Consider the following 19,796-nt stretch of genomic DNA (forward strand, 5'->3'; position numbering starts at 1 on the left):
CACCTCCGCGGCGCCCGGCACGGTGAAAAACACCGCGCCGCAGTTCCGCTGGCTCATCCGGCGGGCTCCCCCCGGTGCCGGGAGGTGATCACCCGCACATCGGCGAACGTGTGCGGGATCGGCGCGGACGGCTTGTGCAACACCACCTCGACCGACCGGATCCGCGGATCGGTCATCACGTCGTCGGCGATCTCCGAGACCACCGTCTCGATGAGATTGCGCGGCGGACCCTGGACGATGCGCACCGCGCGTTCGGCCAGCGCGCCGTAGTCCACGGTGGCCGCCAGGTCGTCGGACGCCGCCGCCACGTCGAAGTCCACCCATACCGTCAGGTCGACCAGGAACTCCTGACCGTCGCGGCGCTCGTGCTCGAACACGCCGTGGTGCCCGTAGGCGCGCAGGCCGCGCAACTCGATGCGGTCGGCGCCGCGCCGGATCGCCGAATCACCCGGCGGTGCCTCTTCTTCGGCGTGGATCGGGGACCGGCTCATCGTCGAGCTCCTTGCGCACTGGATCGGGCGGTGTCGTGCTGTTCGGCGCGCTGCCGTGCGGCATTCTGCCACGCGTCGGTGACCGTGATGGCGTCCAGCGAGGCGCGCACGTCGTGCACCCGTACACCCCACGCGCCGTGCACCGCGGCCAGCGCCGAGATGGTCGCGGTGGCCGTCTCCCTGCCGTCCGGTGGACGCGGCCCCGCCTCGTCGGCGAGCAGGGAGCCGAGAAAACGCTTGCGAGACGCCCCGATCAGGACCGGGAGCCCGTGCGCGACCAATTCCGGCAGCGCGCCGAGCAGAGCCCAGTTGTGTTCGGCGTTCTTCGCGAAGCCCAAGCCGGGGTCGAGAATCAGCCGGGACGGCTCCACGCCCGCGGCGACGGCCGAGTCCACCTGCGCGGTCAACTCGGCGAGCACCTCCGCGACCACGTCGTCGTAGTGGTCCGCCGGTCCGGTGTGCCGGTAGTCGGCGCCCGCCCGCCAGTGCATGAGGATCCACGGGACCCGCGCGGAGGCGACCACGCGCACCATGTCGGCATCGGCGCGGCCGCCGGAGACGTCGTTCACCACCGACACCCCGGCTTCGATCGCGGCTTCGGCGACGGCGGCGCGCATGGTGTCCACGCTGGTCGGCACGCCCTCCGCGACCAGTCCGCGGATGACCGGTGTCACCCGTGCGGTCTCGGTAGCCGCGTCGACGCGGACCGCACCCGGCCTGGTCGACTCGCCGCCGACGTCGATGACGTCCGCGCCCGCGGCGTGCAGCCGAACGCCGTGCGCGATGGCCAGCTCGGGATCGAGGTATCGCCCGCCGTCGGAGAACGAATCGCTGGTGACGTTCACCACACCCATCACCACACAGGAGCGCCCGTCGCGGGCGCCGAGGCTATCGAAGCGCCTCGGTTCGGGCACCGCGGGCCCGCTCACTTCCGCAGGATCAGATCGAGCGCCTCGGCGCGCGAGGCGGCGTTGGACTGCAGCAGTCCACGCACCGCGGAGGTGGTCGTGCTCGCGCCCGGCTTGCGGATGCCGCGCATCGCCATGCAGAGGTGCTCGGCCTCGACCACGACGATCGCGCCCCTCGGGTCCAGCTTGCGCATCATCGCGTCGGCGATCTGGCTGGTCAGCCGCTCCTGCACCTGCGGGCGCTTGGCGTACAGGTCGACCAGGCGGGCGAGTTTGGACAGGCCGGTGACCCGGCCGTGCGGACCGGGGATGTACCCGACATGGGCGACACCGTGGAAGGACACCAAGTGGTGCTCACAGGTCGAGTACATCGGAATGTCCCTGACCAGCACGAGTTCCTGATGGCCCTCGTCGAACGTGGTGTTGAGCACCGAATCCGGTTCCACGTAGAGCCCGGCGAACGTCTCGCGGTAGGCCCGCGCGACCCGGGCGGGCGTATCGAGCAGGCCGGGCCGGTCGGGGTCCTCGCCGACGGCGATCAGCAACTCCCGTACCGCCGCTTCGGCTCGCGCCTGATCGAACGACCTGCCCGTTTCCAGTGCCACGAGGCCCGGCTCCGGCAGGCCGATGTCGATGCCGTTGTGCTCCGCACTGTCCACTTCGGCGAGGGTGTGACCACCGCCATGCTCGTTGGCCGACAATCGAGGACACCTCCAAACTCCCCGGGCGCCGGCAATCTCTCGGCACCCCAGATGGTCGAGCCTAATCGTCACAGGTCAGTGACGACCGTTCGGTCCATCCCAATCACCGTCGCCCTCGCCGTTCGGATTCGTCCGGCGCGGCTCGTCGTAACCGCCGTGGTCGCCGTACCCGTCGTAGCCGCCTTCGGGGGAACCCTGCGGACCCCACGGCTGGTAACCGTGCCGCGGCTGCTGCGGGTCGCCCCAGCCGGGCTGACCCTGCTGCGGCTCGTCGCGCGGCGGCCAGCCGGGCGCGGACCAGCCCGCCGGAGCACCGTAGTCCGGCCGCGAACCGTGCGTGCCCTGGCGCGGATAGGCCGGAGCGGGCGCCTGCGGCAGCGGGTAGCCGGGCGCGGACGGGCGGGGGTACTGCGGCGGAGCGCCGTAACCGCTCTCGTGCGGCGGATACCCGTTGGCGGGCTGCGGCTCGCGCTGCGCGGACGCGGCCACCGGCTTCACCACCGGCTCCGGCGGCCACGACTCGCCGCGCTCGGCGGCCAGCTCGCCCGGGGTCTTCACCGGCGGCTTGTCCGAGGGGACGCGCTCGCCGAAATCGTTGAACGCGGTGATCCGCGGGCGCTTCTGCACGGAGGCGAGGATCTGCTCGAGATCCTTGCGGTGCAGCGTCTCCCGCTCCAACAGCGCGGTGGCCAGGTCGTCGAGCACGTCGCGGTACTCGTTCAGGATCGCCCACGCCTCGGTGTGCGCGGCCTCGATCAGGTTGCGCACCTCCACGTCGATCGCGCCCGCCACCTCGTGCGAGTACTCCGAACCCATGCCCATCGAGCGGCCGAGGAACGGGTCGCCCTGCTCCTGGCCGTAACGGACCGCGCCGAGCCGGGCGCTCATGCCGTACTCGGTGACCATCGCCCGGGCGATCTTGGTGGCCTGGTCGATATCGGAGGACGCGCCGGTGGTCGGCTCGTGGAACACCAGTTCCTCGGCCGCGCGGCCGCCCATCGCCATGACCAGGCGGGCGATCATCTCCGAGCGGGTCATCAGGCCCTTGTCGTCCTCGGGCACCGTCATGGCGTGGCCGCCGGTGCGACCGCGCGCCAGGATGGTGACCTTGTAGACCGGCTCGATGTCCGGCATCGCCCAGGCGGCCAAGGTGTGGCCGCCCTCGTGATAAGCGGTGATCTTCTTCTCGTGCTCGCTGATGATCCGGCTCTTGCGGCGCGGGCCGCCGATCACGCGGTCGACCGACTCCTCCAGCGATTCGCCGGTGATCATCGCGCCGTTCTCGCGGGCGGTGAGCAGCGCGGCCTCGTTGATGACGTTGGCGAGGTCCGCGCCGGACATGCCGACGGTGCGCTTGGCCAGGCCGTCCAGATCGGCATCCGGGGAGATCGGCTTGCCCTGCGAGTGCACGCGCAGGATCGCGCGGCGACCGGCGAGGTCCGGATTGCCGACCGGGATCTGCCGGTCGAAGCGGCCGGGACGCAGCAGCGCAGGGTCGAGGATGTCGGGGCGGTTGGTGGCGGCGATCAGGATGATGCCGGTGCGGTCGCCGAAGCCGTCCATCTCCACCAGCAGCTGATTGAGGGTCTGCTCGCGCTCGTCGTGACCGCCGCCGAGGCCCGCGCCGCGCTGGCGGCCGACCGCGTCGATCTCGTCGACGAAGATGATGCAGGGGCTGTTCTGCTTGGCCTGCTCGAACAGGTCGCGCACGCGGGAGGCGCCGACGCCGACGAACATCTCCACGAAGTCCGAACCGGAGATGGTGAAGAACGGCACGCCTGCCTCGCCCGCGACGGCACGGGCCAGCAGGGTCTTACCGGTGCCGGGCGGACCGTAGAGCAGGACGCCCTTGGGGATCTTGGCGCCGAGGGCCTGATAGCGGACCGGGTTCTGCAGGAAGTCCTTGATCTCGTAGAGTTCCTCGACCGCCTCGTCGGCTCCGGCCACGTCGGCGAACGTGGTCTTGGGCATGTCCTTGGACAGCTGCTTGGCCTTCGACTTGCCGAAGCCCATCATGCCGCCGCGGCCGCCGCCCTGCATGCGGGCCATCACGAAGACGAACAGGCCGAGCAGGATGACCATCGGCAGCACGAACAGCAGGATCTGGGTGAACCAGCTTTCCTGCTTGACCACGGTGTTGTACGGGGCGCCGGAGTTCTTCACGGCCGAGAAGATCTGGGCGGAGGTCTCGCTGCCGCCCGGATACTTCGCGATGATCTTGCTCTGTCCGCCGGTGGCGTCGTTGCCGTCCTTCAGCTCGATGCGCAGCTGCTGCTCACGATCATCGATCTGGACGTTCTGGACGTTGCTCTTGTTCTCGAGCTGGCTCAGGGCAACCGATGTATCGACGCTCTTCCAGCCCCGCGTGTCGTTGCCGAAGTAGCTGAACGCATAGATCACGAGCAAGATGCCCGAGACTATGGCCAGGGTGCGAAACACTGTCTTGCGGTTCATAGAGCGTCGGCCGGGGCGGCCAGTCCTTTCCGGTGTCTCCGGTTCTTGCCTAGCGATGCGTCTGGCGCGTCCGGTTCCGCAGGGGTTCGGATGCGGACAAGCCACGTTACCGCGTACGGTCTACTCGATACATCGCGCAGTTCGGCTGCAGGTGCAGTTAAAGAGGTAAACGGCCGGGGATCGACGGTGGTTCCCGATGTCTCCGGTTCGGCTTCCTCCAAGTGGCAACAATCATGGCATGTTCGGCCTATCGTGAGCGACGACACAACATCGCGGCGCGAGCGACGGGCACGTAGGCGGTAGCTCGCACACCACGAAAGGCCCCGGGAGCGCCGCAGACCAGACACGAGCGCAGGGGGTATGGACATAGTCGAGTTACGAACACCCACAGCGATATTGCGTCACGGCCGCGGCAGGTTGATCGTCTTGCGACCCGGATCCGACGGCGAGCGCGTGCTCGATGTCCCGGTCTCCGACCTGCTGAAGGTCCGGCTGAACCGGCGCGCGGACGACGCGGTGGTGATCGAGATCTATCTGCGCTACCCGACGCCCGTGCTCACCGGCGTCCCCGCGGACCGCACGCCTCTTCCGGTGATCATCGCCGAGCACGACTTTCCCGCGGCCACCGAGATCGTCGACCGCATCAACGCGCACATCCTGGCCACCCAGCGCATCGACGTGGCGGCGCCGGACCTGCGCCCGCCCACCCCTACCTGGGGACGTGGCGGCCCCACCCGCGCGGACGTGGAACGGGCGACGCGCAGGATGTCGCCGCGCCGTGAGGCGAAGCAAGCGATAGCGGCTCTGCATCGTTACGTGACGCCGGACGAGTACGTCCTGGAGACCGCCGTCGCGGTCGCGCACCCTCCGGCTGGTAGCGGCTCCGGCCTACTCGCCGCCACGACGACGCGGCTGCTGTTCATCGCGATCGGCGACAGCCGGTACGCGTACGAACTCCCGATTCCCGTGGTCGTATGGGCGCGCGTGACCGATACCCCCACCGCGGGGCGCGGCGAGATCGGCCCCGGACGCGGCGCGACCGGCGCCGAGGTACACGACGGCAGCCGCACGCTGCAATTCGCGGGCGCCGACCGCGCCGACACCGAGCGGGTCGTCTGCGCGGTGAACTTCGCGGTACGCCGGGAATCCGCCGACGGCGCCGCGGGATCCGCGGATCCCGGTGTGGCGCAGTTGTATTCGGAGTGGGAGCTGCTGGTCGAGCGACACTCCCTCGGCATGGTCGACGACGCGCAGTTCCAGCGCTACGGACGTGGGATCCTGCGTTCACTCCCCGACGGGAGCTGAGTTCAGCGCGATCCGCCGCCACGGGCTGGTCGGACGCAGCCACAGCCGCAGCAGCTCCTTGCGGCGGTCCACGCCGCCGTTCTTCAGCTCGGCCAGGTCCTCGCAAGCCTGCCAATAGGTCCAGCCAGTGAGGTAGGCGTCGCCGAACTGGCGCCAGTTGCGGTACTTGCTCTGGGCCACCGGCAGGGCGCGCGCCAGATAGCTCCAGGCCACGTCGGCGTCGAGATACCCGGCCGTGTAGGCCATCCTGGCCACCGCGACGACCCTGGCCAGATCCCAGGCGTGGATGTCACCCGGCAGCGGCCGGGCCAGATGGTCGGTGAATCCGATCTTGATCGCCTGCGACCAGATGTCGTAGTCGCGGACCAGCGCCTCGGGATTGTCCATCCCCCGGAACGCTCCGACCTGCCGCAGGAACGCCCGGTGCCGGTCGGCGCGCTCACCGAAACGATCGCGCTCACTGGCGTTGATCGAGGCCGTCACCAGCGGGTGCACCAGCGCGTAGAGCGGGGCGTGCATGCCGTCGAGCAACTGCTCCATCGACGCCTGCGCCTCGGTGCCGTCGGTGATGCCCCACGCGCCGGTGAGCGTGTCGATGGCCAGTTCACGCCGGTCACCGAGCGGATGCGCGCGTTCCGGGCCGAGCAGCAGCGCGTCGTGGAAGGCGTCCCAGCGCGCGGAGTAGAAGGCGCCGAGGGCCAGCGCCCGCAGTTCGTCGTCGGATACCGCGGCGCCGGACCAGTGGTCTTCCTCCCGCTCGTCCAGCTCCGCGTACGGAAAGGTCGTCAAGGTGGGTACGCCGCGCGAAGACATGCCCCGATTGTTCCCCATCCCGCGCGGGGTACGCGCGGGATTCGCGGATGGCCGCCTCTCGCGACGCCGGACCGCGGGCGCGTCCGCCGGGCGAATCGATTTCGGACTCGGTTGGTTCTTGCACTGACGCATGTCGTGATCTGGGGCTAGTGTGCTCGCATGTGTAGAAACATCACCGTCCTGCGTGGTCTGGAGCCTGCCGCAACCGAGCAGGAAATCTATGCCGCCGCACTGCAGTACGTGCGCAAGGTCGGTGGCGTGTCCGGCCTGAGCTCGACCACCAAACCGGCCGTCGACAAGGCCGTCGCGGCCATCGCAAACGCGACCACCACCTTGCTCGCCGAGTTACCCGACCGCAGGGTGGCCCCGACCACCGAACCGCCGCTGCGCCGGATCGCCGCACGGGAGGCCGCGGCGGGAGAGTAGACAGGCGGCCGGTTCAGGGCAGTGCGTCGGCGCCGTAGACGGCGACGCACACCAGCGCGATCTCCAGCGGCAGCCCGCGCTCTTCGATCGGATATCCCAACAGCTGTTCGATCCGCTGCACGCGGTAGCGGACCGTGTTCTTGTGTACGCCGAGCACCTTCGCGGTGGCCTCCGGGCTGCGTTGGCTGCGCAGATAGGCGTGCAGCGTCTCGCGCAGCCGTGCGGCGTTCCCGTCGCGCGCCGCCAGCGCGCCCAGTTCCCGCTCGACCAGTCCTCGCATGGCCGCTTCGTCCGCGCCGGCCAGATAGGCGATCTCCACCGTTCGATACCCGGTGACGCGCCGCCCGCCCACGGGTGCGCGCTCCGCGACCTGCCGCGCGGCGATCGCCTCGCGATGACTGCGACGGAAACCGGCGATTCCGGCGGCGGGCACACCGAACGCCACCCGTACCGGCGCCTCGACCTGCGCCGCGGCCAGCCGCTCCACCTCGCCCGGCACCGCGAGTTCGGCGCCGTGTTCCCCGTCGTCCGATCCGGCCCACGCCCACATCGCGCTGGCGCCGGAGGGAACGGTGAGCACCCGCGCGCTGCCCAGTGCCGCGGCCAGCCGCGCCGCGACCCGATCCAGCAGTCCGGTCGACTCCGCCTCCGCACCGGCGGGTTCTCCGGTCGGCTCGTCGGTCCATAACACGAAGGCCAGGTGCCGCTGGGAGAGCCGGTATCCCAGCCGCACCGAGGCCTGATCGACGTCCACGTGCTCGCCGTCCAGCAGAGCGCGGACGGTCTCGGCGCGCCGGTTGAAGGCGGCGCGCAGCACCTGCTCGCGCTCCTCCATGTAGGTGTCGGTGAGCAACTCGACCGACGTGCTGATCCACTTGGTGGCCCGTTCGAACAGCCGCAGCAGCACCACGCGTTCGAGTTCCGGCGTGGCCCGCCGCTGCTCGACGACCTCGGTCATGTAATCCAGCACCGCCTCCATGCCCACGTGATAGACCCGCAGCAGCAACCGCAGCTCGAAACCACGCCTGGCCACGCTGCGCGCGAACGCGTGCGCCTCCTCCGGGAGCGAGAACTCGAAGGTGTCGCTGGCCAGGCGGCTGAGCACGATCCTGGCGTGCGCCCTGGTGCTGGCCGCGAGGTCGCGGCGCATATCGCGATCGGCGAGTTCGGGGATGCGCGCGATGATCACGTCGTCGAGCCGGGTGACGATGCGTTCGAGCGCTTCGGCGCGCGTCGTCTCGTAGACGTACTCCGCGAGCCAGTCGCGCACTTCGTCGGGAGCGGGGCTCGGCCCGGCCGCGGCGCCCGGCGAAGGCACAACGGTCATCGCCCTCTCCTTCGGCTCGGCGGATACCGAACCATTGCTTGTTTCACGGACACAAAATCACCCGTTTTCCTTGACATTCTGGGCCAAGAAAGTCTGTTCGGATTGTGTCACGATCATAGTTCAGTGGCCTGCCTCACAGCAGTCAGCAGACCGCGGTTCAACACGACGTCAGTGGGAGAACAGCAGTGACCAACACCGAATCAGCGCCCGCGACCGAGAAGGCGCGGGCACGCGAAACGACCGCGAAGAAGGACGGTCCCGCCGTCATCGAAGTGCGCAATCCCGGCACGGGCGAGGTCGTCGGCACGGTGCCGGACGAGACCGCGGACGCGGTCGCGGCCAAGGTCCGCGAACTGCGGCTGTACCAGCCGGAGTGGGAGGCGATCGGCCCCGAAGGGCGCAAGGTCTGGCTGCTGAAGTTCCAGGACTGGTTGATCGATAACACCGACCGCCTTGCCGCCGTGCTGCAGTCGGAGACCGCAAAGCCCCGGGTGGACGCCCTGATCGATCCGGGTTTCGCGACCGATCTGATCGGCTACTACGCCCGCCGCGCGGCCAAGTTCCTCGCCGAAGACCACCCGTCACCGCACAGCCCGCTGGCCCGCGTCAAGCGCTTGACCACGGTCTACCGGCCCTATCCCGTGGTCGGCGTCATCACGCCGTGGAACTTCCCGCTTGCCATGCCGGTGATGGACGTGTTCCCCGCGCTCGCGGCCGGGGCGGCCGTCATCCTCAAGCCCTCCGAGGTGACCCCGCTCTCCGCGATCGAACTGGCGAAAGGCTGGGCGGAGATCGGCGCGCCGCCGATCTTCGCGGTGGTCACCGGCGCGGGCGCGACCGGAGCGGCCGTGGTGGGCAACGCCGACTACATCCAGTTCACCGGTTCCACCGCGACCGGCCGCAAGATCGCCGCCGCGTGCGTGGAACGGATGGTGCCCTACAGCCTGGAACTCGGCGGCAAGGATCCCGCGATCGTCCTGGCCGACGCCGACCTGGATCGCGCCGCGCACGGCATCGCCTTCGGTGGCATGTTCAACTCCGGCCAGGTCTGCATCTCCGTGGAGCGGGTGTACGTCGAAGCGCCGGTGTACGACGAGTTCGTCGCCAAACTCACCGCCAATGTGCAGGCGCTACGCCAAGGCCTGGACGGACGCGAGTCGAAATACGACGTGGGAGCGCTGGCCAACGAGAACCAGGCGGCCATCGTGCAGCGCCACGTCGACGAGGCCGTCGCGGCGGGCGCCAAGGTGCTCACCGGGGGCAAGCGGGCCGGATTCGGCACCGCCTTCGAGCCGACCGTGCTGGTCGATGTCGACCACACCATGTCCTGCGTCACCGAGGAGACCTTCGGCCCGACGCTGCCGGTGATGAAGGTGGCCGACGAGTCCGAGGCGATCCGGCTGGCCAACGACTCGGTGTACGGCCTGTCGGCCTCGGTGTGGACCGGCGACAAAGAGCGTGGCGAACGGATCGCACGGCAGCTGAACGCGGGCGCGGTCAACATCAACGACGTCTTCGCCAACCTGTTCAACTACGCCCTGCCCATGGGCGGCTGGGGGCTGTCCGGCGTCGGCGCCCGCTGGGGCGGCGCGAACGGCGTGCGCAAGTACTGCCGCCAGCAGGCGATCACCACGCCGATCCTGCCGACGCAGCAGAAGGAACTGTTCTGGTACCCGTACTCGATGCCGAAGCTGCTGTTCGCGCTCGGCGCCATGCGCGCGGCAGGCGCCCGCGGGCTGCGCCGCCTCGACCTTCCGGCCCTGCTGAAGCTCAAAGGGGACGACAAGTGACCGAAGCGAAGCAGATCCGCGGCAAGGTCGTGGTGATCACCGGTGGGGCACGCGGCATCGGACTCGCCACCGCGACCGCGCTCCAGGCTCTCGGCGCGCAGATCGCGATCGGCGATATCGACGAGACCACGGTCAAGGAGTCGGGCACGACACGCGGTTTCGAGCTCTACGGCAAACTCGACGTGACCGATCAAGAGTCGTTCGACGGCTTCCTCGACGAGGTGGAGCGCACCCTCGGCCCGATCGATGTGCTGATCAACAACGCGGGCATCATGCCGACCGGCAAGCTGGTGGACGAGCCGGACCCGCTGACCCGCCGGATCCTGGACATCAACGTCTACGGCGTGATCCTGGGCTCCAAACTGGCGCTGCGCCGGATGCTGCCGCGCGGCGGCGGCCACATCATCAACATCGCCTCACTGGCCGGGGAGACCCATATCCCCGGCCTGGCCACCTACAACGCCAGCAAGCACGCGGTGCTCGGCTTCACCGACACGCTGCGGGAGGAGTACCGCGGCACCGGCGTGCGCTTCTCCTCGGTACTGCCCACGCTGACCAACACCGAGCTCGGGACCGGCGTCACCGCGCCCAAGCTGATGCGGGCCGCCGAGCCGGAGGAGATCGCCGACGCCATCGCGAAGCTGATCGTCGCGCCGAAGTCGAAGGTCAGGGTGACGGCGGTGGCCGGGTTCATCGCACAGTTCGTCGGCCTGCTGCCGGAATCGCTCGGTGACAGCATCGGCCGCGCGCTCGGATCCGGCCGCGCCTTCCTCGACGACGTCGACGGCGAGAAGCGCAAGGCCTACGAGGAGCGCGCTCGCGGCGCGTGAGCGCGGCGCGAAGCAGGGGCGCCGCGGCCGGGATTCGTCTCGGCCGCGGCGCCCCGTCGTGTTCGAGGGCACATCGGGAGCGCCACACACCGACGGCATTGTGAGGAAAATCACGCTCGCACTCGCCGACATCGCGGAGCGGGTCAGCGGCAAATCCTCAGCCGATACTCGACGGCCACAAAGGTGTCCATAATCCGCCACAAAGACTCCCGATTCATGCTGGTCAAGTGCCCAAATCGAAGAACCCGACGGTAAACCACCACGGCATGCCGAAAATTCGCCAACCACCTGGTGCGCAGCACCATCGCAGGCAATATGCTGTCCCTAACAAACCTGCCGACTGTTTCGGCGCCCGTATCCGAACTTTTCGGCCTGATAAGGCTGGAAATTCCGGACCGATTCTGATAGCAAGGGGCTATGGACCCGCATTTGCGCGACCTGCGGTATTTCGTCGCCGTCGCTGAGGAACTGCATTTCACGAACGCCGCTCAGCGGCTGCACATCGCTCAACCCACCCTGTCGCGTCAGATCCGGCAGCTGGAACGTCAGCTCGACGTGGTCCTGTTCGACCGCAACCAGCGCAGTGTCGCGTTGACCGTCGCGGGCAAGGAACTGCTCGAAGGCGCACGCAAGATCCTGGAGTTGTGGGAGGTCACCAACGTCTCGCTGCAGGAGGCGGGCGAGGTGCTGCGCGTCGGCATCCAATCCACGCTCGGCCGCGGTCTGCTCAGTGATCTGGAGAGCGCGAGCGGACATCGTCTCGCACTGCACGCGGCTTCCTGGACCGATCCCTCCAGCGGCCTGGCGGGTCGGCAGGCCGATCTCGCTCTGGTCTGGCTGCCGTTGCCCGACCAGAGCCGCTACCGGTGGCAGGTGCTGCGCACCGAACCGCGCTGGGTGCTGCTTCCGGAGAACCACCCGCTGGCGATCTCGGAGACCATCGAATTCGCCGATCTGCTCGACGAACCGTTCGTCGCACTGCCTACCGAAGCCGGTGCGGTGCGCGATTTCTGGCTCGGCAACGACGGACGCGGCGGCCGTCCGCCGAAGATCGGCGCCGAAGCCGCGACCGCGGAGGACAAGCTGGAAGCCGTGAGCCTCGGCCTCGGCGTGTGCCTGCTCGCCGAGAACAACGTGCCGATGTACCGCTGGCCCGGGCTCACCGCGCGTCCCGTGTCGGGGCTCGCGCCGTGCGAGCTCGCCGTGGCCTGGCGGGCCGACGACAACCGGCCGACCATCCTGGAGTTCGCCGGACGGGCCGTCGAGGGCGGGTTCGCGGCGCAGCAGTCGCCGGTCAGCGTCTGAACCGCCCCGGCGGGGTCTCGGGGGCGGTGCGCTGCCACGGACGGCAGGCCTCCAATTGCGCGGCCAGCCGTAGCAGGGTGGATTCGCTGCCCGGTGGTCCCGCGAGCTGAGCGGCCACCGGCGTACCCGACCAGGGGTGCATGCCCATGGGAACGGAGGCGGCGGGCCAGCCGACCAGATTCCACAGCGGAGTGAAGGGTGCGAACCGCGCGCCGGTGAGCAGAGTGGCCGGACGATTGCGGAAGTGCCAGGCCCGCGCCGTCGGCGGCGGGGCGGCGAGCGTGGGAGTGATCACCACGTCGTAACGCTCGAAGAACTCCAGTAGTCGCGCCTCCACCCGGTCGATCTGGGCGGGACGAGCGAGCCGTAACCGATGCACCGTCCGGCCCAGAGCCAGGCGGTGCCGGGCTCTCCGCGATAGTCGGCCGGGCTGGAGTAGCGCGGGCGCCTCGCGGGCACCGAGGGCCAGCCAGCGTAGCGAGGCCACGAGCAGGGCGTTTCCGTACGGTAGCGCGGTCGGTTCCACCGAATGGCCTGCCGCCGCTGCCACCGAGGCCGCCCTGCGCGCCGCGGCGGTCCAGCGGCGGTCGACGCGCAGCAGGCGAGAAGGTGGATCCACCGCCAGTCCGATACGTAGTCGGCCGGGTGGATCCACCTCGGCTAGGTCCGGTCGCGCCGCCAGGACCGACAACGCCAGCGCGGCGTCGTCCACGCTTGTCGCGAGGACACCGTTCTCGGCCAGGCTCGACCACGGGCCCGCAGCGGGGACCGTGTACTGCCCCGGCTTGATCCCGAAGATTCCACAGCACGCGGCCGCGACCCGCACCTCCCCCAGGCCGTCGCAGCCGTGCGCCACCGGAACCAGTCCGGCGGCGATCGCGGCTCCGGCCGCGCTACCCGCGTAGCGCGTGGGGTTCCACGGATTGCGGATGACACGCTCGGTGCCCGCGCTGGTCACCCACCGACTCGGCTCGGGAGCCGCGACGAGGCCCATGACCACCGCTCCCGCGGCGCGCAGCCTGGCCACCACGGGGTGATCCGCGGCGGCTACCGGCCCCCACGGCACCGGCTCGCCCGCGAGGGGAACGCCGTGCTCGACAACGACCGGGACACCGGCCAGGGGCAGCACGTCGAGGTCGTCGCGTTCCATCAGGCCGACCGACTCGGCCGTCGCCTGTTCGGCGCGCAGGACGCTGAAGGCATGGCGTTTCCGGTCCGCCGCCGCGATCCGCGTCCCGGCATCCGCGGCCACTTGCCCGGGGTGCAGCAGGCCGTCTCGCACGCACGCCGCGATCGTCGCGGCCGGGCCGCGTTCGAGTGCGGTCTCGGCTTTCGGAGCGCCGTCGGGCCGCGCGTCTGCGACGGCTCCCAGCAATCGGGCGGGCATCGGCTCGCCGGTCTTCGGGTTCGGAATGGCGGTGTGCGGAGCGGCGTTTCCCGCTGAGATCGAGCCGTCCGCCACGATTGCGGCCTCGTCGGACATGTGCTGGTCATCCCCCGTCGCGTCGTTGTCGAAATCGGGTGATCCACTGTCGAGCCGCAAGTTATCATTTCGAATACGGCACGGGGGATGATGGTGTCGGGTGTGGCGGAAATTTTCGGCACATCGGACAACAACCGGTGCGGATTCCGCGGCGTCCGCCGAGCCACTAGGTCCGAGCATGAGTGCGAACTCTGAGAGAAGGTCCGACCCCGACACGGGTATTTCGACCCGGCCGAGGAGTGGCGAGGTGTCGCGTGCCGAATCCGAGGCGGTGGCCGCGTTCACCGCGGAGTGGGAATCCACCCGACGCCCACCGGCGATCGCCGAATATCTCCCGGACGCCAGTACCTTGCGTCGTGAGGCATTGCTGGAGCTGATCCGCGTCGACCTGCGTCATCGCTGGCTGCTTGGCCGCGGTAAAGGCGCGGGCACCGCGCCGGAACCGGCCGCGCGTATGCGCTTGACCGATTACTGCGCCGAATTCCCCGAACTCGCTTCCGACGATATTCCCGCCGGCTTGGTGTACGAGGAGTTCGTCACCCGCCGCCAGAGCGGCGAGCGGGTCGATCCGCGCGAATGCCTGCGCGAATATCCGCGGCAGGCGGAGCAACTGCGCGAGTTGCTGAACGCCGACGAGATCGACCAGAGCACCCGCCGCGCGACCCCGGAGGATTCCGTCTTGACCGCGGTCGCGCACAGCGACTCCGTTGTCGCCGACACCGTATTGAACCAAACCGCGGGGTCTGTTCGTGATTCCGAGGTGACCAGAACGACCGCCGCCGATCTGACGGGTACGGCCACCGCCGTGCCCACGACGATCGGGACCGGGCCGGGCCGCTCCGACCCGCTCGACCGGATCGAGATCGGTCAGCGGATCGACGACTTCGATCTGCTGACCGGTCTGGGCAGCGGTGCGTTCGCCCGGGTCTTTCTCGCGCGGCAGCGCTCGCTGCAACGGCTGGTCGCGGTGAAGATCTCCAGCGATCACGGCACCGAACCGCAGACATTGGCCCAGCTCGACCACGACTACATCGTGCGGGTCTTCGACCAGCGGCTGCTGGACGACGCCGAGGGCGCCGCGCGGCGGCTGCGGCTGCTCTACATGCAGTTCCTGCCCGGAGGCACGCTGCTCGGCGTGCTGCGCTGGGTGCGCGCGACCCCACCCGAGGAGCGCAGCGGCAGGCTTCTGCTGGACGCCGTGGACGCGGCCATGGAGGAGAAGGGCGAGATCCGGCCGACCGACTCCAGCGTGCGCGCCGAGATCGCGGCGCTGAGCTGGCCGGAGACGGTGGCGTGGCTGGGCCGCAGGCTGGCCGAGGCGCTGGACTATGCCTCCTCGCACGGCGTGCTGCACCGCGACGTCAAACCGGCCAATGTCCTGCTCACCGCCGAGGGCGTGCCGAAACTCGCCGACTTCAACATCAGCTTCAGCCGCAACGTGGAGGGCACCAGCCCGGTGGCCTACTTCGGCGGATCACTGGCCTACATGTCACCGGAACAACTGGAGGCGTGCCATCCCGGTTTCGGCCGCAGTGCCGCCGACCTGGATACCCGCGCCGACATCTATTCGCTCGGCGTGGTGCTGTGGGAGCTGCTCACCGGTGCGAAGCCGTTCGACGACCGCACGGCGGGGGCGGGTGACCAAGGCGACGACACCACGCTGGAGGCCATGCTGGAGCGGCGCAGCAGCGGCGTGAACGAGGCCGCGCTGCAGCAGGTTCCGGCCGACTGCCCCGCCGCGTTGCGCCGCATCCTTTTGACCTGCCTCGCCCCCGAGCGGGCCGACCGGTGGTCCAGCGGCGCGATCCTGGCCAGGCAGTTGGAGATGTGCCTGGACGAACGCGCGCGAGAATTGGTCGACCCCGCGCCGAACAGCTGGCGGCTGCGGTTGCGCCCGTACATCGTGCCGGTGGCGCTGGTGGCGATGGCGCTGCCGAACGTGCTCGCCTCGCTGTACAACATTCAGCACAACCAGCACCTGATCATCAGCCGGATGACCGAGGAGGCCCAGCAGACTTTCCTCGTCATCACCGGCGTCGTGAACGCGATCTTCTTCCCGACCGGCATCGCGCTCGTGCTGTATATGGCGAGATACGTGCTGACGGTGACGCGCGGTCTACGCAAAGGACGAAGATACGATCCGGAAACCCTGCGGCGTGCCAGACGCGACGCGTTGCTGATGGGCGATCGGGCCGTGGCGGTGGCCTTCTCGCTGTGGGTGCTGGCGGGACTGATCTTCCCGATCGCGCTACAGGTGTCGACGGGAGATATATCGGCACAGGCCGTGGTGCACTTCTTCTCCTCGTTGGTGGTGTGCGGCGCGATCGCGCTCGCCTATCCCTTCTTCCTGCTGACGTTCTACCTGGTGCGGTGCGTCTATCCCCTGTTCCTCCGGCACGGGGACATCAGCCCTGAGGACGCGGTCTGGCTGCGCGGCCTGGACCGGCGCTGCAACGGTTACCTCGCGGTGGCCGCCTCGGTGCCGCTGCTCGCGGTCACCGGAGTGACCTTCCTGCCCCCGTCCGACATCCCCTCGGTCATCGTCGCGGTTCGGTTGCTGTGTGTGGGCGGCATAATCGCGTTCGTGGGCACCTATCTGCTGTTCCGTGCGCTGGAAGCGGACCTACGGGCGCTGGAGCGGGTGGTCGATCCGGAATCCGCCGAATCGGGGGCCGGCGAGGGCCGATCCGCCCGACCGACCGCGCCCGCGACCGCCGTGGAGACCGACAGGTGAGTTTGCCCCGCACCGATGCCGTCGCCCGTTTCTCCGCCGACTGGCAGCGCAGTCTCCATGGTGATCGCTTGCCGCCGCAGATCCGCGAGTACGTACCCGACGGCACGCAAGTTCGCCTGGGGGTACTCGTCGATCTGATCCGGGTGGATCTGCGGCGACGGTGGGAGCGCGAGGGGCTCGGCAAACGGATCGCCGACTATCGCGAGGAATTCCCCGATGTGGAGACCAGCCCGGAGTTGGTCGATCTGCTGTGCGAGGAATTTCTGGCGCGTCGCCGACGCGGACCGCTGCCGCTGGAGGACTTCCTCGCCGAATACCCGGACCTCGCCGGCGCGGTTCGCGAACACCTCGCCGATCTCGCCGCCGACGACGCCCACGCGGACGCCGACTCGAGCGAAGCGGTCGCCGCGCTCGCCGATCTCGCGCCGGGCCTGCGGATCGATGACTTCGATCTGCTCACCGACCTGGGCGCGGGGCTGCTCGGCCGGGTCTTCCTGGCCAGGCAGCGTTCCATGCAACGGCTGGTCGCCGTCCGGTTCTCGGCGGGCCGGGCGGGCGCGGCGCACACGATGGCCCAGCTCGATCACGCCCACATCGTGCGGGTCTTCGACCAGCGAGTACTCATCGCCGACGCCGCGCAGGCTCTGACCGTCGCGGGTCCTCCCGCGAACGGCCGCCACACCGCGGCGAATGCCACCATCGCCGCGCCACACCCGGACCTCGACGCCACCCTCGCGGCCGTCCCGTCGAGCTGGACAAGCCACCCCGGCAACGACGAGACCATCGTGGCGCCACGATCGGCCGAACCTCGTGACGCGGCCGCGGTTCCGGCTCATCCAGACGCGGTGACCGAGCGATCGAGCGATCCGGACGCGACCGTCGCGGCCCCTCCGGACGACATCGCATCCGCGCCCCCGCGACCGGCCCTCGCACCGGAGTCCAGGACGACCACCCTCCCGCGTCTGGTCTACATGCAATACCTCCCCGGCGGCACGGCGGTCGACCTGCTCGAGCAACGCCGTCGCGGCCCCGTGACCGACGGCGGCGTCCTGCTGCTGCGCGCGGTGGACACCGCCATGGAGGCCAAGGGCGAGATCCGGCCGTCGGATTCGAGCGTGCGCGCCGAGATCGCGCGGCTGAACTGGCCGGAGACAGTGGCGTGGGTGGGCAGGCGGCTGGCCGACGCGCTGGATTACGCCGCACACCATGGCGTGCTGCACCACGACATCAAACCGGCGAACGTGCTGTTCACCGCGGAGGGCATTCCCAAGCTGGCCGACTTCGCCCTCGGTGAGGTACCTGGGCGCACCGCGCCGCACGATCCCGGCGGGACCGACGCACTGGTCTACCGCTCTCCGGAGCAGCTGAGCCGCTACCTCGACCCCGACGCGCCCGCCCCCGGCGACGCCAGCGACGTCTACTCCCTCGGTGTGCTGCTCTGGGAAATGCTCACAGGCGCAACCCCCTTCGACGATCCGCCACTGGAGCAGAACGACCCCGGCACCGAGACTTACACGCGGATGCTCACGGAGCGCCGCGGCGGCGTCTCGGCCGCGGCGCTCGCGCGCCTGCCGGAAGACACGCCGGCCACGCTGCGCCGCGTGCTGCTGGACTGTCTGCACGAAGACCCGCGGCGGCGCTGGCGCGGCGGCGCCGAGCTCGCGGGACAACTCGACCTCTGCCTGGACACCCGCGCGCGCGACCTGGTCGATCCCCCGCCCGGCAGCCTCGCCCACCGTGCCCGCGGGTGGCTGCTTCCGGTCGCGGCGCTGTGCGTCGGCGTGCCGAACGTGCTGGCCAGCTTTTACAACATCCAGCTGAACCAGAGCCTCATCATCGACCGGATGTCGACCGCGGACCAGGAGAAGTTCACGGCGGTCGGATTGATCAACAACCTCATCGCGTTCCCGGTCGCCGCGCTGCTGCTGTTGTTCATGACCCGGCGGCCGCTCGCCATCTCCTACCGCCTCGGCCGTGGCGACGGCTACTCCGCGCGCACGCTCGCGCAAGCACGCCGCGACACCTTGCTGATGGGTGACTGGGCGGTGTGGATACCCTTCGGCTTCTGGCTGGTCGCGGGCATCGTCTGGCCGCTCGGGCTGGCCTTCTCCGGTGTCGACCTGCCGCGCGGCACCTTTTTGCACTTCTTCGCCGCGCAGATCGTGTGCGCGGCGATCGCACTCGCCTATCCGTTCTTTCCGATCATGGTCTACTCGGTGCGCGCGATCTATCCACAGCTGCTGGTGCGCGGCGGTATCGGTCCCGACGACGAACGCCAGCTCCGCGCGCTGGCCAGGCGCGGCAGTTTCTACCTCGGTGTGGCGGCCTCGGTTCCACTGCTCGGCGTGGCGAGCGCGACCTTCGTCGAGGCCGACGACCTGGAGCTGGTGATCGTTCCGGTGCGTGTGCTGAGCGTGGGTGGCATCCTGGCATTCGTGCTGACCTATCGACTGTTCCGGCTCCTGGAAGCGGATCTGCTCGCTCTGGCCAGGGCGATTCCCCAGCGGACGCGATGACCACACCCCGCCCGCTCGGACGGCTGGTGAACCTGTCGCACGTCCACGATCCGGTCACCACACCGCTGTACCCGGAGGATCCGGAATTCCGCACCGACATCGTGGCCACGATCGCGAACGACGGCTACCTCCTGCGCTATATCCAGCAGGGCGAACACACCGGAACCCATTGGGGTGCGCCGATTCACTTCCGCGCGGACGGACTGGCCGCCGACGAACTCGACCTCGACGATCTGCTGCTGCCCGCGGTGAAGATCGATCTCCGGCAGCGCTGCGCGAACGATCGCGACTACGCGATCACGGTCGACGATCTGAAGCGGTGGGAGGCCGAGCACGGCCGGATCCCGGACAGCGCCGCGATCGTCGCCTGGACCGGGTGGGACGCCAAGTGGGGCACGCCGGAGTTCGTCGGCACGGGCGAATCAACCGGTCGGCAACCTGGTTTCGCGGTGCAGACGGTGGAATGGCTGCTGCGCGGCGGCAGGCTCGGCCGCCGCGGCGCGCTGGGCATCGACACGTTCGGCCCCGACGTGGGCACCGACGAGACGTACGCGGTGTCGAAGCTGCTCTACGGCGAGCACCGGATCAGCTTGGAATGCTTGGCGAACCTGGCGGCACTGCCCGCGACCGGGGCGTGGGTGCTGGTGGGCGGACCGCTCTATCGCGGCGGTTCCGGTTCACCGGCAACGATTTTCGGCATCCTGCCGGGCTGA

General features: G+C 69.5%; 15 protein-coding genes. 8 read left to right on the plus strand and 7 right to left on the minus strand.

Annotated features, from left to right (window positions below):
* Positions 1-53 precede the first annotated feature (53 nt).
* The 4 genes from folB to ftsH form a co-directional block, all read right to left on the minus strand.
* Complete coding sequence (folB, locus tag ACWEO7_RS13365) at positions 54-491, minus strand: dihydroneopterin aldolase (protein ID WP_452423318.1); 438 nt, start codon at positions 489-491, stop codon at positions 54-56.
* Entirely contained in the window at positions 488-1,345 is an 858-nt protein-coding gene (gene folP / locus ACWEO7_RS13370; protein ID WP_452423391.1) for a dihydropteroate synthase, read from the minus strand. Before folP ends, folB begins: the two co-directional genes overlap by 4 nt.
* A gap of 71 nt (positions 1,346-1,416) precedes the next feature.
* Complete coding sequence (folE, locus tag ACWEO7_RS13375; RefSeq protein WP_450018189.1) at positions 1,417-2,058, minus strand: GTP cyclohydrolase I FolE; 642 nt, start codon at positions 2,056-2,058, stop codon at positions 1,417-1,419.
* A gap of 117 nt (positions 2,059-2,175) precedes the next feature.
* On the minus strand, positions 2,176-4,554 hold the full coding sequence (gene ftsH / locus ACWEO7_RS13380) for an ATP-dependent zinc metalloprotease FtsH (RefSeq protein WP_452423320.1): 2,379 nt from the start codon (positions 4,552-4,554) through the stop codon (positions 2,176-2,178).
* Between the two features lie 360 nt (positions 4,555-4,914).
* Here ftsH and ACWEO7_RS13385 point away from each other — a divergent pair, with 360 nt between their 5' ends.
* Entirely contained in the window at positions 4,915-5,859 is a 945-nt protein-coding gene (locus tag ACWEO7_RS13385; protein ID WP_452423322.1) for a hypothetical protein, read from the plus strand.
* On the opposite strand, the gene ACWEO7_RS13390 is transcribed toward ACWEO7_RS13385, so the two are convergent.
* On the minus strand, positions 5,839-6,672 hold the full coding sequence (locus tag ACWEO7_RS13390) for a DUF1266 domain-containing protein (protein WP_452423324.1): 834 nt from the start codon (positions 6,670-6,672) through the stop codon (positions 5,839-5,841). The genes ACWEO7_RS13385 and ACWEO7_RS13390 overlap by 21 nt on opposite strands.
* A 159-nt stretch (positions 6,673-6,831) precedes the next feature.
* Between ACWEO7_RS13390 and ACWEO7_RS13395 the strand changes: the two genes are divergently transcribed.
* Positions 6,832-7,098: a DUF2277 domain-containing protein gene (locus tag ACWEO7_RS13395; protein ID WP_067794607.1), complete on the plus strand. Its 267-nt coding sequence runs from the start codon at positions 6,832-6,834 to the stop codon at positions 7,096-7,098.
* Positions 7,099-7,111: 13 nt separating this feature from the next.
* Here the strand turns inward: ACWEO7_RS13395 and ACWEO7_RS13400 are convergent, their stop codons facing one another.
* A complete protein-coding gene (locus tag ACWEO7_RS13400; protein ID WP_452423326.1) occupies positions 7,112-8,425 on the minus strand; it encodes a PucR family transcriptional regulator in 1,314 nt (437 codons plus the stop codon).
* Between the two features lie 185 nt (positions 8,426-8,610).
* On the opposite strand from ACWEO7_RS13400, the gene ACWEO7_RS13405 reads away from it, so the two are divergent.
* The 3 genes from ACWEO7_RS13405 to ACWEO7_RS13415 all read left to right on the plus strand — a co-directional run bounded on the left by ACWEO7_RS13405 (position 8,611) and on the right by ACWEO7_RS13415 (position 12,350).
* Positions 8,611-10,215 carry an aldehyde dehydrogenase family protein gene (locus tag ACWEO7_RS13405; protein ID WP_452423328.1) on the plus strand — a complete coding sequence of 535 codons (1,605 nt, stop codon included), beginning with the start codon at positions 8,611-8,613 and terminating at the stop codon, positions 10,213-10,215.
* Positions 10,212-11,045 carry an SDR family oxidoreductase gene (locus ACWEO7_RS13410; protein ID WP_452423330.1) on the plus strand — a complete coding sequence of 278 codons (834 nt, stop codon included), beginning with the start codon at positions 10,212-10,214 and terminating at the stop codon, positions 11,043-11,045. Before ACWEO7_RS13405 ends, ACWEO7_RS13410 begins: the two co-directional genes overlap by 4 nt.
* 417 nt (positions 11,046-11,462) lie before the next feature.
* A complete protein-coding gene (locus ACWEO7_RS13415; protein ID WP_039794639.1) occupies positions 11,463-12,350 on the plus strand; it encodes a LysR family transcriptional regulator in 888 nt (295 codons plus the stop codon).
* Here ACWEO7_RS13415 and ACWEO7_RS13420 read toward each other — a convergent pair.
* On the minus strand, positions 12,340-13,833 hold the full coding sequence (locus tag ACWEO7_RS13420; protein ID WP_452423332.1) for an amidase: 1,494 nt from the start codon (positions 13,831-13,833) through the stop codon (positions 12,340-12,342). The genes ACWEO7_RS13415 and ACWEO7_RS13420 overlap by 11 nt on opposite strands.
* 178 nt (positions 13,834-14,011) lie before the next feature.
* Here ACWEO7_RS13420 and ACWEO7_RS13425 point away from each other — a divergent pair, with 178 nt between their 5' ends.
* The 3 genes from ACWEO7_RS13425 to ACWEO7_RS13435 are packed head-to-tail and all read left to right on the plus strand — an operon-like array spanning position 14,012 to position 19,796.
* Positions 14,012-16,567 (plus strand): serine/threonine-protein kinase, encoded by a 2,556-nt coding sequence (locus ACWEO7_RS13425; RefSeq protein WP_452423334.1) that lies wholly within the window; start codon positions 14,012-14,014, stop codon positions 16,565-16,567.
* The gene (locus tag ACWEO7_RS13430) at positions 16,564-19,083 is read left to right on the plus strand and encodes a protein kinase domain-containing protein (protein ID WP_452423336.1); all 2,520 of its coding nucleotides are present in this window, start codon (positions 16,564-16,566) and stop codon (positions 19,081-19,083) included. Before ACWEO7_RS13425 ends, ACWEO7_RS13430 begins: the two co-directional genes overlap by 4 nt.
* On the plus strand, positions 19,080-19,796 hold the full coding sequence (locus ACWEO7_RS13435; protein WP_452423338.1) for a cyclase family protein: 717 nt from the start codon (positions 19,080-19,082) through the stop codon (positions 19,794-19,796). Before ACWEO7_RS13430 ends, ACWEO7_RS13435 begins: the two co-directional genes overlap by 4 nt.

Source organism: Nocardia sp. NPDC004260 (genome assembly GCF_053603155.1).

Coding starts and splice junctions, on each gene's coding strand:
- ACWEO7_RS13425 (WP_452423334.1), top strand. CDS start 14,012: ATGAGTGCGAACTCTGAGAGAAGGTCCGACCCCGACACGGGTATTTCG.
- ACWEO7_RS13390 (WP_452423324.1), bottom strand. CDS start 6,672: ATGTCTTCGCGCGGCGTACCCACCTTGACGACCTTTCCGTACGCGGAG.
- ACWEO7_RS13385 (WP_452423322.1), top strand. CDS start 4,915: ATGGACATAGTCGAGTTACGAACACCCACAGCGATATTGCGTCACGGC.
- ACWEO7_RS13420 (WP_452423332.1), bottom strand. CDS start 13,833: ATGTCCGACGAGGCCGCAATCGTGGCGGACGGCTCGATCTCAGCGGGA.
- ftsH (WP_452423320.1), bottom strand. CDS start 4,554: ATGAACCGCAAGACAGTGTTTCGCACCCTGGCCATAGTCTCGGGCATC.
- ACWEO7_RS13415 (WP_039794639.1), top strand. CDS start 11,463: ATGGACCCGCATTTGCGCGACCTGCGGTATTTCGTCGCCGTCGCTGAG.
- ACWEO7_RS13435 (WP_452423338.1), top strand. CDS start 19,080: ATGACCACACCCCGCCCGCTCGGACGGCTGGTGAACCTGTCGCACGTC.
- ACWEO7_RS13395 (WP_067794607.1), top strand. CDS start 6,832: ATGTGTAGAAACATCACCGTCCTGCGTGGTCTGGAGCCTGCCGCAACC.
- ACWEO7_RS13400 (WP_452423326.1), bottom strand. CDS start 8,425: ATGACCGTTGTGCCTTCGCCGGGCGCCGCGGCCGGGCCGAGCCCCGCT.
- folP (WP_452423391.1), bottom strand. CDS start 1,345: ATGGGTGTGGTGAACGTCACCAGCGATTCGTTCTCCGACGGCGGGCGA.
- folB (WP_452423318.1), bottom strand. CDS start 491: ATGAGCCGGTCCCCGATCCACGCCGAAGAAGAGGCACCGCCGGGTGAT.